Genomic DNA, 13,190 nt, shown 5'->3' with positions numbered 1-13,190 from the left:
CGTTTTCCCCTCACCCTAGCCCTCTCCCCGGGGGGGAGAGGGAGGAGTACCGTTATTTGTTAAGCAGGGCCAGAACTTCTTCAACGCTGGTGGTGTTGGCCAGACGCTCAATAACCGTTTCGTCATCCAGCGCGTTGGTCAGGCTGGTAATCACCTGGATATGCTCGTTGTTGCGAGCGGCGATACCAATCACCAGACGGGCGATGTCGTCCTCTTCTTCACCGAAGCGCACGCCATCAGGATACTGACAGAACACCACGCCGGTTTTCAGCACGCGGTCTTTGGCTTCCACCGTACCGTGTGGAACCGCGATGGATTCACCCAGGTAGGTTGGGGTCAGCTTTTCACGCTCCAGCATCGCCTCAACGTATTCCGGCTGAACGTAGCCACCTTTCACCAGCTGCTCACCGGCGAAGCGAATGGCCTCTTCTTTATTGGTCGCCGTGCGGCCAAGGAAGATGTTTTCTGCGCCCAGTTTGAACAGATGCGCGTTGCTCTCGTCGAAGCTGTCTTGCAGGCTGGTACGTACTTTCACTTCGTTATCTTCATGGCGCTGCGCCGCCACCAGACGTTCGGTCAGGCTCGTGTACAGGCCGCTGTCGAGGAAGTTGGTCAGGGAAATGTGTTGCGCCTGCGGTACCTGACGCATAGCGCGTTCGGTCAGATCGCGGTGCGTGATCACCAGGTCAACGTCCGGCGGCAGGCTGTTAATCGCGCTGTTGGTGACGGAGATGTTGGTCAGACCCGCATCCTGCACTTTCTTACGCAGCACGCCCGCACCCATTGCGCTGGAGCCCATACCGGCATCGCAGGCAACGATGATTTTACGAACGTGGCTCAGGTCGTTAGAGACATCGCCTGCCGCCAGCGGCGTTGCGCCTTTGGATTCGGCTTTCATGTCATGCATACGACGGGTTGCCGCTTCGATATCGTCGTCTTCTTTCACCTTGCTGGTTTTCAGCAGGATAGCGGAGGCCACGAAGGAGACCGCCATGGCCGCACAGATCGCCGCGATGTTCGCGAAGTAGGCGCCTTTCGGGGTCATCGCCAGCACCGCCAGGATAGAGCCTGGAGAAGCCGGAGAGACCAGACCGCCGCCCAGTACGCTCAGGGTGAACACGCCGGTCATACCGCCGAGGATAACGGCCAGGATCAGGCGTGGGTTCATCAGTACATACGGGAAGTAAATTTCGTGAATACCGCCCAGGAAGTGAATGATCGCCGCGCCGCCAGCAGACTGTTTCGCGCTGCCGCGACCAAAGAACATGTATGCCAGCAGAACGCCCATACCCGGACCCGGGTTCGCTTCAATCAGGAAGAAGATGGACTTGCCGAGATCGTGTGACTGCTGAATCCCCAGCGGTGAGAAGATACCATGGTTGATGGCGTTGTTCAGGAACAGGATTTTCGCCGGTTCAACGAAGATTGACGCCAGCGGCAGCATGTCATGCGCCACCATGAAGTTAACGCCCGCAGCCAGCAGCTTGGAGAGCACTTCAACCGCCGGGCCAATGCCGAGGAACGCCAGAATCGCGAGGATCATCCCGATGATGCCCGCGGAGAAGTTGTTCACCAGCATTTCGAAGCCGGATTTGATCTTGCCATCAACCCAGACGTCAAATTTCTTAATCGCCCAGCCGCCCAGAGGACCGGCAATCATCGCACCGAGGAACATCGGCATATCCGCACCGACGATCACCCCCATGGTTGTGATGGCACCCACGACGCCACCACGGTCACCGCCCACCAGACGACCACCGGTATAACCGATGAGCAGCGGCAGCAGGTACGTAATCATTGGGCCAACAAGTTTCGCCAGCGTTTCGTTAGGCAACCACCCTGTCGGAATAAATAATGCGGTGATAATACCCCACGCGATAAACGCGCCGATATTTGGCATCACCATGTTGCTGAGGAAACGACCAAAGCTTTGCACTTTGATCTTGAAATCGGATGACATAAAACACCCCTTCTTATGTTTACGCTTAGGCTTGTGGCCCGAGGTTTATCGTTAATGTGCGGCGGCAGAGGTAGCCGGGCCCTGTTCTGATGCTGTGAAATCTGGCACTGAATCGTTCAACTGTCCAGACAGCGAAATTTTGTGTGATCTGAATCACATGAATGTAGGGGGTGAGGACATTAATGAAGTGATCGCGATCACATAATGAGTGTGTAAAAAAAATACATCGTTCAGAATTACGCCAAAATGGGCGGGTTTTTGTGATTAATATCACAATGTTAAGTTGGCTGTTTGTTTTCAGATTGTGATTTGATTCACAAAATATTTTTATGCAGATTTCTCCCGTATCCCCTCACGACAGGAATGCGATACGCACACCTGTCTTTTACCACGGCTTGATCCATACTGACCTCTTTGTGGGCATTAAGGATAAGCAATGAAACTCATCGGCAGTTATACAAGTCCTTTCGTGCGTAAGATTTCGATTCTCCTGCTGGAGAAAGGGATTGAATTTGAATTCGTAAATGAACAACCCTACAACGCTGAGAACGGCGTTGCGCAGTACAACCCGCTGGGGAAAGTCCCGGCGCTGGTAACGGACGAGGGCGACTACTGGTTTGATTCCCCGATCATTGCGGAGTACATCGAGCTGCTTGGCGTTGCGCCGGCCATGCTGCCGGCGGATCCAAAAGCAGCGCTGGCGATGAAGCAAATTGAAGCCCTGGCGGATGGCATTATGGATGCGGCATTAACGTCCGTACGCGAGCAGGCAAGGCCCGCCGCCCAGCAGTCAGAAAATGAGCTGCTGCGCCAGCGCGAAAAAATCAGCCGCAGCCTGGATATGTGCGAACAGCTGATCCGCGACGGGAAAATTCAGAGCGATAGCCTGAATCTGGCGACGATCGCCATCGCCTGCGCCATCGGCTACCTCAATTTCCGCCGCGTCTCGCCGGGCTGGTGCGTAGATCGTCCGCTGCTGGTCAAACTGGCGGAGACGCTCTTCCAGCGCGAAAGTTTCGCCCGGACTGAACCGCCAAAGGCTTGATGCGGGTTATAACACTTCCTGGCGGGAGGCGGTACAATCCCCCCACATGTTAACTCCCTCTCCCGTCGGGAGGGGGGAAGATATTTACTCGCCAGGCGCATTCATGACTACTCATCATTCCCTCTACAGCCAGATCCCCGCTACCGATCGTCTGCTTCGTGACCCGCGCATCACTGCGGTGCTGGAGCAGTTTGGCCATACTGCAACGGTCGACATGCTACGCCAGCTTCAGGACGATGCGCGTCGCCATATTCAGGCTGAGAACGCGCTACCCGGCTGGTGCGAGGCATGGGCGCAGGAAGTTGAAAGGAGGTTGAGCAAGCACGCGCAAAGCGCGTTGCGCCCGGTTATTAACCTGACAGGCACGGTTCTGCACACCAATCTGGGCCGGGCACAGCAGGCAGAAGAGGCAATAGAGGCCGTCACCCGGGCCATGCGCTCGCCGGTGACGCTGGAGTACGATCTGGACGGCGCCGGGCGCGGACATCGCGATCGCGCGCTGGCGGATCTTCTCTGCCAGATCACCGGCGCGGAAGATGCCTGCATTGTGAATAACAACGCGGCGGCGGTGCTATTAATGCTGGCGGCCACCGCGAGCGGAAAAGAGGTTGTCGTCTCTCGCGGCGAGCTGGTGGAGATCGGCGGTGCGTTTCGTATTCCGGATGTCATGCGCCAGGCGGGCTGCACGCTGCATGAAGTGGGCACAACCAACCGTACCCATGCAAAAGATTATCGCGCGGCGGTGAATGAAAACACCGCCCTGCTGATGAAAGTGCATACCAGCAATTACCACATTGAGGGTTTCACCAAAACGGTGGAAGAGGCTGAACTGGCCGCCATCGGGCGCGAGCTAAACGTGCCGGTGATTGCCGATCTTGGCAGTGGGTCGCTGGTGGATATGCGCCAGTATGGTCTGCCAAAAGAGCCAATGGTGCAGGAAATGGTTGCCGCGGGCGTAAGCCTGGTTAGTTTCTCTGGCGATAAACTGCTGGGCGGGCCGCAGGCGGGTATTATCGTCGGCAGGCGCGAACTGATTGCGCAGCTACAGCAGCATCCGCTGAAGCGCGCCCTGCGTGCCGATAAAATGACGCTGGCCGCGCTGGAAGCCACGCTGCGGCTCTATCTCCACCCGGAGAAACTGGCTGACCGCCTGCCCACGTTGCGTTTGCTGAGCCGTGATGCGGCCTCTGTTCGCGCGCAGGCGGAAGCGCTACTGCCGCAGGTTGCTCCTCATTACCCTGAGTTTGAAGTTCGTATCGAGCCTTGCCTGTCGCAAATTGGCAGCGGCTCGCTGCCGGTGGACAGGTTACCGAGCGAAGCGCTGACGTTCACCCCGCGCGACGGACGCGGAAGCCAGCTTGAGGCGCTGTCGGCGCGCTGGCGCGCATTACCGACGCCGGTGATTGGCCGGATCGGTGACGGGCGCATGTGGCTGGATTTACGCTGTCTGGAAGATGAAGTGCGGTTTCTGGAGATGATGTTGAAATGATTATTGCCACCGCCGGTCACGTTGACCACGGCAAAACCACGTTATTGCAGGCCATTACGGGCGTGAATGCCGATCGCCTGCCGGAAGAGAAAAAGCGCGGCATGACCATTGACCTGGGTTACGCCTACTGGCCGCAGCCCGACGGTCGCGTGCTGGGCTTTATCGACGTGCCCGGCCACGAGAAGTTTCTTTCCAATATGCTCGCGGGCGTGGGCGGGATCGATCACGCTCTGCTGGTGGTCGCGTGCGATGACGGGGTGATGGCGCAAACGCGCGAGCATCTGGCGATCCTCCAGCTGACGGGAAACCCGCAGTTGACCGTCGCCCTCACCAAAGCGGACCGTGTGGATGAGGCGCGTATCGACGAGGTGCGTCAAGAGGTGCTGGCGGCGCTGAGTGAATACGGTTTTAAGGATGTCGCACTGTTTGTCACCGTAGCGACAGAAGGCCGCGGTATCGATGCTCTTCGCAACCATTTGCAGCAGATCCCGTCTCGTGAACAGGCCAGCCATCACCGCTTCCGTCTGGCGATCGACAGGGCGTTTACCGTGAAAGGGGCTGGGCTGGTGGTGACCGGTACCGCGCTGAGCGGGGAAGTGAACGTGGGCGATACCCTGTGGCTCACGGGCGTGAACAAACCGATGCGCGTGCGCGGGCTTCATGCGCAAAACCAGCCGGTGGAACAGGCCCACGCCGGGCAGCGTATCGCGCTGAATATTGCCGGTGATGCCGAAAAAGACCAGCTTAACCGCGGCGACTGGCTGCTGGCCGACGCGCCGCCGGAGCCCTCTGAACGGATTATCGTTTCTCTCCAGACCCATACGCCGCTGACCCAGTGGCAGCCGCTGCATATCCACCACGCGGCCAGCCACATCACCGGACGCGTGTCGCTGCTGGAAAACGATCTCGCCGAACTGGTGTTCGACTCCCCGCTCTGGCTGGCGGATAACGACCGCCTGGTTCTGCGCGATATTTCGGCGCGGGAAACGCTGGCGGGCGCGCGCGTGGTCATGCTGGATCCGCCCCGTCGCGGCAAACGTAAGCCCGAGTATTTACAGTGGCTGGCCGCGCTGGCCCAGACCCGCGATGATAAGTCTGCGTTAGATATCCACCTTGAGCGTGGCGCGGTGGATCTGGCGGCGTTCGCCTGGGCGCGCCAGCTCAGCGGCGAAGGATTGCGTCTTCTGACGCAGGAGCCAGGTTTTATTCAGGCCGGGAACAGCCTGCTGAACGCGCCGGTGGCGGCGCGCTGGCAGCGCAAAGTGCTGAGCACGCTGGCGACCTACCATGAACAGCATCAGGATGAGCCCGGCCCGGGCCGTGAACGTCTGCGGCGCATGGCGTTGCCCATGGAAGACGACGCGCTGGTGCTGTTGCTGATTGAAAACATGCGTGAAAGCGGCGTTATTGCAAGTCATCACGGCTGGCTACACCTGCCGGAACACAAGGCCGGTTTTACCGCTGAGCAGGACGCGGTCTGGCAAAAAGTGGCGGCGCTGTTTGGCGATGAACCGTGGTGGGTGCGCGATCTGGCGCGTGAAACCAATACCGATGAGCAGCTGATGCGTCAGGTACTGCGCCATGCGGCACAGCAGGGGATGATTGTGGCGATCGTGAAAGATCGTTATTACCGCAACGATCGGATCGTAGCGTTTGCGAACCTGATCCGGGAGCTGGATCAGGCGCGCGGATCAACCTGCGCCGCAGACTTCCGCGATCGGCTGAATGTGGGACGCAAACTGGCGATTCAGATCCTGGAGTATTTCAACCGCATCGGGTTTACGCGTCGTCGTGGCAATGACCATGTGCTACGCGACGCGCAGTTATTTCCGTAAGCGTTAAGCGCTGCGCGCCTGTTTCTGCTTAGCCAGCCAGACCGCGCCCAGCCTTCCCGCCTGGTTACCCAGCTCGCAGGGAAGGATGGGCACCCGGAGCGCCTCCCACTCCTCGAATCGCTGTAGGTATTTATCCAGCAGGAGATAGATTTTCTCCTGCTCGCTAATGCCGCCGCCAATCAGCACCGCCTGCGGATCAAACATGGAGATCACGCTGTAGATGCCGCGCGAGAGGAAATGCGCCCACTCTTCTATGGCCTCACGCAGATGCACGTCGCTGTCCATGCGTTTAAACAGCTCCTCACCGTCAGGCATCTCATCTTCCGACACGGCCAGCGCGCGGCGGCAGGCTTTCATCAGGCCGCTGGCTGACGCCACTTCGTGCATCGGCTCGCCGTTGTTGCCAACGGGCAGCACGCCAAACTCACCCGCCCGGTAGTGCGACCCACGGTAGAGATCGCCCTCCATGACGATACCGCCGCCGATGCCGGTGCCGATGGTGATGCAGACAAAATGCTCATAGTCCTTGCCGGCGCCCTGCCAGCGTTCGCCCAGCGCCGCGCAGTTGGCGTCATTTTCGGTTGTTACGGGGAGATCGGTCAGCTGTGCGAAAAGCTCGCACAGGTTTTCACCGTCAAGGTAATCCAGCGCCCCGGCCTTGGCCGCTTCGCCGGTATGGTGATTGATGTGGCCCGGAAAACTCACGCCGATGCCGACGATCTCATGCTCCTGGCGGTACTTATCCACCACCGCTTTCCACTTCTGTTTGAAGGTGCTTTCATCGTCAGGCGTATCATATTCATCGGATGTCAGTTCTTCGCCGTTTTCGTTAATCACGCCGTGTTTGATGTGGGTTCCGCCCACGTCAAAGCCGATAAATAGCTGCATTGCATCGTTCCTCATGAGCCCCTGAGCTATTAAGTATGGCTCTGGCGGCAGAAACGAAACGTAAAGTACGGTAATCCGTGATACGGCTCGTAAACCCGTTACCGACTGGCGAGAAAACCACCAGCCGGAACTACCCTTGTTGTACACCTACTGCAAGGAGACGGTCATGACAAACAATCCTCCCTCATCGCGTATCCAGCCAGGCGAGTATGGTTTTCCCCTTAAGCTGAAGCCCCGCTATGACAACTTTATCGGCGGCGACTGGGTGGCGCCCGTCGACGGTGAATACTATTCCAACCTGACGCCCGTTACCGGCCAGCCGCTGTGTGAAATTGCCAGTTCGGGCAAGCGGGATATAGATTTAGCGCTGGATGCGGCGCATAAGGCGAAAGATAAGTGGGGACAAACGTCCGTTCAGGACAGAGCGGCCATTTTGTTCAAAATCGCCGATCGGATGGAGCAGAATCTGGAGCTGCTGGCGACCGCAGAAACGTGGGACAACGGCAAGCCGATCCGGGAAACCATGGCGGCGGACGTGCCGCTGGCGATTGACCATTTCCGCTATTTTGCGTCCTGCATTCGTGCCCAGGAGGGGGGAATAAGTGAAGTTGACAAAGATACCGTGGCGTATCACTTCCACGAGCCGCTCGGCGTGGTGGGGCAAATTATTCCGTGGAACTTCCCGCTGCTGATGGCGAGCTGGAAAATGGCGCCCGCGCTGGCGGCGGGTAACTGCGTTGTGCTGAAACCCGCTCGCTTAACGCCGCTTTCGGTACTGCTGCTGATGGAGGTGATTGGCGACCTGTTGCCGCCGGGGGTCATTAACGTGGTCAACGGGGCCGGGGGAGAGATCGGCGAATATCTGGCTACCTCAAAACGTATCGCCAAAGTGGCGTTCACCGGCTCAACGGAAGTGGGCCAGCAGATCATGCAGTACGCGACCCAGAACATCATTCCGGTCACGCTCGAGCTGGGCGGCAAATCGCCGAACATCTTCTTTGCCGACGTGATGGACGAAGAGGACGCCTTCTTCGACAAAGCGCTGGAAGGGTTTGCGCTGTTCGCGTTTAACCAGGGCGAAGTCTGCACCTGTCCGAGCCGCGCGCTGGTGCAGGAATCCATTTATGAGCGCTTTATGGAGCGGGCGATCCGGCGCGTGGAGTCGATTCGCAGCGGTAATCCGCTGGATAACGTTACCCAGATGGGGGCGCAGGTATCGCATGGCCAGCTGGAAACCATCCTCAACTATATTGATATCGGTAAAAAAGAGGGGGCCGATGTGTTGACCGGCGGTCGTCGTAAGGTGCTGGGCGGCGATTTGCAGGAGGGCTACTACCTTGAGCCGACTATCCTGTTCGGTAAGAACAACATGCGCGTTTTCCAGGAGGAAATTTTTGGACCGGTGCTGGCCGTCACCACGTTTAAAACCATGGACGAGGCGCTGGAGCTCGCCAACGACACGCAGTATGGCCTGGGGGCGGGCGTCTGGAGCCGTAACGGTAATCTGGCCTATAAAATGGGCCGGGGCATTCAGGCCGGACGCGTATGGACAAACTGCTATCACGCCTATCCGGCTCATGCGGCGTTTGGCGGCTACAAGCAGTCGGGCATCGGGCGTGAAACCCATAAGATAATGCTGGAGCACTACCAGCAAACGAAATGTCTGTTGGTCAGCTACTCCGATAAACCGCTGGGGTTGTTTTAATCTCCGGGCTCAGGCCGTCCCGGGTGGCGTGGCCTGAGCCGGGTTAAAGCCGGGTGGCGGCTTCGCCTTACCCGGCCTACGATAGTGGCCGCATTTTTATTTGCAACATGACAATCTTCCCTCTTCTTTTCTCGATGCCTCTTCCTGTTTCGCTAAAGTCTGGCTGCGCTGCCGTTTTTAATGCGGTAGTCTCATTCAACCCAGTAGCGATGGTGTGTATCATGTGTATAATCAGGGAAGGATTGGGATGTGAAAAGTGCGGATATCATTACTGTTCTGGTTAGCCATGGCTGGAAATGTGTAAGAACGAAGGGAAGCCATCATCAGTTTCGCCATCCAGTGCAAAAAGGGTTGGTTACCGTCCCACATCCTAAAAAGGACATTAAACCAGGCACTCTCGCACAAATCTGGCGACAGGCGGGAATTAAACACTGATATCAGGAGTAGTTATGTTTTATCCGGCTTACATTCATTCTGATTCCGACGGTAGCGCCAGTGGTTTCTTTCCTGACGTTCCGGGGTGTTTTTTTGCGGGGGATTCACTGGATGATGCTTTTCAGGATGCACGTGATGCATTAACTGCCCATTTTGAAGCGTTGTTTGAAATGGATGAAATGTTGCCACTTCCGGGTATGGTTGAAGCGCATCTGGCAAGTCATCCGGAGGATTTCATTGGCGGACAATGGTTGCTGGTGGATATCAATATGAAACAGTTTGAAGGCAGAGTAGAGCGCATCAATATTACGATACCTCGCCGTTTGCTGGTGAAGATTGATTCCTTTGTCAGCGAGCATCCACAATTTACTAACCGAAGTGCTTTTCTTGCAGAGGCAGCACGGCGTGTACTGCCCCGGTGATGATTAGTTGTAAAGAGCAGCAGTTGCTTTCAGGATATCAGCAAAGGAATAAATATCATCAACTGTAGCAATTGGGTGCCGTGTTTCGTTTTTTTCCAGATCAAAAAGCCCGATGTATTTTTGTGTTCGATTAAAATGCAGTCGGCAAAGAGGCTTGCGGTTATTGTCGTCTACAAGAATGCCGCAATAGCTCTTTGTGTCTCTATGGGTAATGCGAGGCGCCTCAAGAACGGCTCGGGTGATTGCTTTAACAATGTGAAAACCTTCCAATTCTTCCAGAGTCGTTATGATTTCACTTTCATCCTTTTGTTCATCATCCTCACTTTGCTGTGTTTCTGTTTGAGTTTCGACAGTAGCCGGAGTGATACCTGTGATGGCAGACTTAAGCCTCTCATTAACTTGATCGTTTATGTACTGGCTTGCTGCCTTTCTGGTGAGATTTTGAAAAGACTCTCTGACTTTTTGGGTCAGCATACCGTCATAAACTCGCGAAGCAAAAAACTTAACGAAATCGTCTTCTGGATTGTTAAGTTGTGTATGCAATATTCTCTTGATTTGGCTAACGTACTTTAACTCTCCAGCAGCGTTTATGATGGATTCAAGATCAAAAGAAGATTTGGTGAGTTTTTTTAATTCAGGTATAACGTTTTCATCAATATCAAGCAGGTCGACCTCTAAAAAAGGTTTTTCATCCATTTTATTAGGTGCGTCGAGATCGGTATAAAATCTGTATATTTGTCCGTTCGTTAAGATTGATATCCTTGCGTTTGTAACATGAAAGTATCTAAAAAGTTGTGATGCATGATTTATATTTAAAGGCTCACCAATTTTTTTACATTCGATGAGAATTTGCACGTCATTGTTTTTCATTATCGCATAGTCAATTTTTTCACCTTTTTTTGTGCCAATATCACATACAAATTCAGGTGTAACCTCTGACGGGTCAAACACATCGTACCCTAAGACATTATGAATAAAAGGCATAACAAATGCCGTTTTGGTTGCTTCTTCAGTATTAATTACTTCAATTTGCTGTCTAATTTTAGTAGATAATGCATTCAGTCTTTCTGTAAATTCCATGGGATATCCTTATTTCAATACTGTGTGTCCTGATGAAATAGCATCAAAATGCATGCCATTCAATGAACTCCATGGGGAGTTAACAGCAAAAAAAACGATTCCGGGGTTTGGATCACAGAGTGATTAAATTGAATAAAAGAAAATAAGCCCGTTAACGCCGAGCTTATTAAGTATATTATATATATAAAGCTATTTTATTTTTTCAAATTATGCCTACATTCACCTATAACCGCATTTCCTCTCCACGCCGGTTTGCCCAGCTAAACCACGGAGTGAGGGTAGCATTAGAGCCCTGCGCCTGATAACCGATCCCCTCCGCCTGTTGGCGCACCTTCGGGTAAGCTAAAAGTATCCGCGCCCGCTCTTTGACCCACAGCATCCTTAACGATTCGCACGCAAGGTATGATGCGCTAACGATAATTCAACGGAACTGACTTTTAACCTGCGCGAGGCGTTATCCATGAACCGATTTATCCTGGCGGATCCTGAAAAATGTATCGGGTGCCGTACCTGTGAGGTAGCGTGCATGATGTCGCATCAAAGCAGCGCCACGCCAGAAGCGCTTACGTCACGGATCCGCGTGGTTAAGGGGGGAACCTTCACTACGGCGGTGGGCTGCCACCAGTGTGAAGATGCGCCCTGCGCGAATGTCTGCCCGACGGGGGCCATTCACCACGCTGCGGGAGCCTGGCTCGTTAAGCAATCGCGCTGTATCGGCTGCAAAAGCTGTATGGTGGCGTGCCCGTTCGGGGCAATGCAGGTTCGGGTCGTGGAAGATCGCGTTCAGGCGCTGAAATGTGATTTGTGCGCGCATCGCGAGAGCGGTCCCGCCTGCGTCGAAGCCTGTCCCACCCACGCGCTGCGCTGCATAGACCCCGCCAGATTACGCGCGGAACGGCTGCGTAATCTGGCCTGAGGTTTTATTAACCGGCCTCGCGCCAGGCGTTCTCAATCTCTTCGGCGAGAATTTTCACACCCGCTTCGATTTTTTCCGGGTCCGGGACGTAGTTCATACGCATGCACTGGTGCGTGTGCGGCCACGGCTTATCCAGCCCCGGGAAGAAGTAATCCCCTGGCACCATCAGTACGCCACGTTTTTTCAGACGCTGATAAAGCAGCTCTGTCGTAATGGGCAGATCCTTAAACCACAGCCACAGGAAAATTGCCCCTTCCGGTTTATGGATCAGGCAGCGTTCTTCCGGTAAGTAGCGGCGAAGGATGGCTATAGTTTCCTGAACGCGCTGAGAGTAAAACGGCTTAATCACCTCATTCGACAGGCGCAGCAGGTCGTTACGCCTGATCATCTCGCACATCATCGCCGGGCCGATGCCGCCAGGCGAAAGGCTGATAATGCCGTTCATGTTGGTAATGGCGGTGATGATTTTCTCGTTAGCAATGATAATGCCGCAACGGCTGCCCGGCAGGCCCAGCTTAGAGAGGCTCATGCAGAGGATGATATTCGGGTTCCATAGCGGACGCGCTTCGCTGAATATGATCCCCGGGAACGGTACGCCATAGGCGTTATCGATCACCAGCGGGATGCCGTGCTGATTCGCCAGCGCATCCAGCTTCATCAGCTCGTCGTCGGTGATCACGTTGCCCGTCGGGTTGGTGGGACGTGATACGCAGATCATGCCCGTCTCTTCACCGATATGCAGATGTTCAAAATCGACGTGATATTTGAACTGGCCCTCTGGCAGCAACTCGATATTCGGACGTGCGGAAACAAACAGGTCTTCTTCGAGGCCGGCATCGGCATAGCCAATATATTCCGGTGCCAGCGGGAACAGCACTTTTTTCGTGGTGCCATCGGCGCGGCGTCCGGCGAACAGATTGAATAAGTAGAAAAACGCGCTCTGACTGCCGTTTGTCAGTGCAATATTCTGTGGTTCGATATCCCAACCCAGCGCTTCCCGCAGCATTGCCGCCAGAAGCGTCAGTAGTTCTGTTTTACCCTGAGGGCCGTCGTAATTACATAGCGCATCGGTTGCTTTACCGTTTTCCAGCATCTCTGCCAGCAGCGTCTGGAAGTAGGTGTTCATCTCCGGAATTTGAGCCGGGTTTCCGCCGCCAAGCATGATAGCGCCTGGGGTGCGCAGCCCGTCGTTGAGGTCCTCCATCAGGCGGGTAATGCCTGAATGGCGGGTAAATTTGTCGCCGAAAAGTGAAAACGTCATAGCAGGTGATCTGTCGGGCTTAATATGAAAGGCAGTAACCATAACGCCAGCACCGTGTTGGTGCAAATCGGCGAATGTGGTCGGATTTGTTGTTTTATGTGGTAGATTTGTATTTGTGTGGTGAATTATTCTGGTGAATACCCCTCACCCCGGC

The 13,190-nt window shown here is 55.1% G+C and carries 11 protein-coding genes; 7 read left to right on the top strand and 4 right to left on the bottom strand.

All coding sequences use genetic code 11. The features are described from left to right. Nucleotides 1-52 precede the first annotated feature (52 nt). Nucleotides 53-1,960, bottom strand: a complete 1,908-nt coding sequence (locus SK53_RS20045) for a PTS mannitol transporter subunit IICBA (RefSeq protein WP_023315019.1) — start codon at nucleotides 1,958-1,960, stop codon at nucleotides 53-55. A gap of 436 nt (nucleotides 1,961-2,396) precedes the next feature. Between SK53_RS20045 and SK53_RS20040 the strand changes: the two genes are divergently transcribed. The 3 genes from SK53_RS20040 (at nucleotide 2,397) to selB (ending at nucleotide 6,329) form a co-directional block, all read left to right on the top strand. Further along, on the top strand, nucleotides 2,397-3,005 hold the full coding sequence (locus tag SK53_RS20040) for a glutathione S-transferase (RefSeq protein ID WP_015572763.1): 609 nt from the start codon (nucleotides 2,397-2,399) through the stop codon (nucleotides 3,003-3,005). Between the two features lie 103 nt (nucleotides 3,006-3,108). Continuing rightward, entirely contained in the window at nucleotides 3,109-4,494 is a 1,386-nt protein-coding gene (gene selA / locus SK53_RS20035; protein WP_022652040.1) for an L-seryl-tRNA(Sec) selenium transferase, read from the top strand. After that, complete coding sequence (selB, locus tag SK53_RS20030; protein ID WP_023315017.1) at nucleotides 4,491-6,329, top strand: selenocysteine-specific translation elongation factor; 1,839 nt, start codon at nucleotides 4,491-4,493, stop codon at nucleotides 6,327-6,329. Before selA ends, selB begins: the two co-directional genes overlap by 4 nt. 3 nt (nucleotides 6,330-6,332) lie before the next feature. Here selB and SK53_RS20025 read toward each other — a convergent pair whose 3' ends face one another. Next, on the bottom strand, nucleotides 6,333-7,217 hold the full coding sequence (locus SK53_RS20025; RefSeq protein WP_003860164.1) for an ROK family protein: 885 nt from the start codon (nucleotides 7,215-7,217) through the stop codon (nucleotides 6,333-6,335). A gap of 166 nt (nucleotides 7,218-7,383) precedes the next feature. Between SK53_RS20025 and aldB the strand changes: the two genes are divergently transcribed. The 3 genes from aldB (at nucleotide 7,384) to SK53_RS20015 (ending at nucleotide 9,779) form a co-directional block, all read left to right on the top strand. Next, entirely contained in the window at nucleotides 7,384-8,922 is a 1,539-nt protein-coding gene (aldB, locus tag SK53_RS20020; protein WP_048209921.1) for an aldehyde dehydrogenase AldB, read from the top strand. A gap of 249 nt (nucleotides 8,923-9,171) precedes the next feature. Then, entirely contained in the window at nucleotides 9,172-9,357 is a 186-nt protein-coding gene (locus tag SK53_RS23030; protein ID WP_057979982.1) for a type II toxin-antitoxin system HicA family toxin, read from the top strand. A gap of 14 nt (nucleotides 9,358-9,371) precedes the next feature. Next, a complete protein-coding gene (locus SK53_RS20015) occupies nucleotides 9,372-9,779 on the top strand; it encodes a type II toxin-antitoxin system HicB family antitoxin (RefSeq protein WP_023315016.1) in 408 nt (135 codons plus the stop codon). Nucleotides 9,780-9,782: 3 nt separating this feature from the next. Here the strand turns inward: SK53_RS20015 and SK53_RS20010 are convergent, their stop codons facing one another. Further along, a complete protein-coding gene (locus tag SK53_RS20010; RefSeq protein ID WP_023323870.1) occupies nucleotides 9,783-10,859 on the bottom strand; it encodes a type I restriction endonuclease in 1,077 nt (358 codons plus the stop codon). A gap of 460 nt (nucleotides 10,860-11,319) precedes the next feature. On the opposite strand from SK53_RS20010, the gene SK53_RS20005 reads away from it, so the two are divergent. Beyond that, complete coding sequence (locus SK53_RS20005) at nucleotides 11,320-11,775, top strand: 4Fe-4S dicluster domain-containing protein (protein WP_023323869.1); 456 nt, start codon at nucleotides 11,320-11,322, stop codon at nucleotides 11,773-11,775. A 7-nt stretch (nucleotides 11,776-11,782) separates the two neighbouring features. Here the strand turns inward: SK53_RS20005 and avtA are convergent, their stop codons facing one another. After that, nucleotides 11,783-13,036 carry a valine--pyruvate transaminase gene (gene avtA / locus SK53_RS20000; RefSeq protein ID WP_015572749.1) on the bottom strand — a complete coding sequence of 418 codons (1,254 nt, stop codon included), beginning with the start codon at nucleotides 13,034-13,036 and terminating at the stop codon, nucleotides 11,783-11,785. Nucleotides 13,037-13,190 lie beyond the last annotated feature (154 nt).

The sequence above is a fragment of the Enterobacter sp. MGH119 genome (assembly GCF_001037675.1).
GTDB lineage: Bacteria > Pseudomonadota > Gammaproteobacteria > Enterobacterales > Enterobacteriaceae > Enterobacter > Enterobacter hormaechei_C.
The sequence above is the reverse complement of the archived record's forward strand: the minus strand, read 5'-3'. Positions and strand labels throughout refer to the sequence as shown.

What these genes read in the sequence shown, in the direction of transcription:
- aldB (WP_048209921.1), top strand. Translation starts at nt 7,384, where the DNA reads ATGACAAACAATCCTCCCTCATCGCGTATCCAGCCAGGCGAGTATGGT.
- SK53_RS20015 (WP_023315016.1), top strand. Translation starts at nt 9,372, where the DNA reads ATGTTTTATCCGGCTTACATTCATTCTGATTCCGACGGTAGCGCCAGT.
- SK53_RS20010 (WP_023323870.1), bottom strand. Translation starts at nt 10,859, where the DNA reads ATGGAATTTACAGAAAGACTGAATGCATTATCTACTAAAATTAGACAG.
- avtA (WP_015572749.1), bottom strand. Translation starts at nt 13,036, where the DNA reads ATGACGTTTTCACTTTTCGGCGACAAATTTACCCGCCATTCAGGCATT.
- SK53_RS20045 (WP_023315019.1), bottom strand. Translation starts at nt 1,960, where the DNA reads ATGTCATCCGATTTCAAGATCAAAGTGCAAAGCTTTGGTCGTTTCCTC.
- selA (WP_022652040.1), top strand. Translation starts at nt 3,109, where the DNA reads ATGACTACTCATCATTCCCTCTACAGCCAGATCCCCGCTACCGATCGT.
- SK53_RS20025 (WP_003860164.1), bottom strand. Translation starts at nt 7,217, where the DNA reads ATGCAGCTATTTATCGGCTTTGACGTGGGCGGAACCCACATCAAACAC.
- SK53_RS20040 (WP_015572763.1), top strand. Translation starts at nt 2,397, where the DNA reads ATGAAACTCATCGGCAGTTATACAAGTCCTTTCGTGCGTAAGATTTCG.
- SK53_RS20005 (WP_023323869.1), top strand. Translation starts at nt 11,320, where the DNA reads ATGAACCGATTTATCCTGGCGGATCCTGAAAAATGTATCGGGTGCCGT.
- selB (WP_023315017.1), top strand. Translation starts at nt 4,491, where the DNA reads ATGATTATTGCCACCGCCGGTCACGTTGACCACGGCAAAACCACGTTA.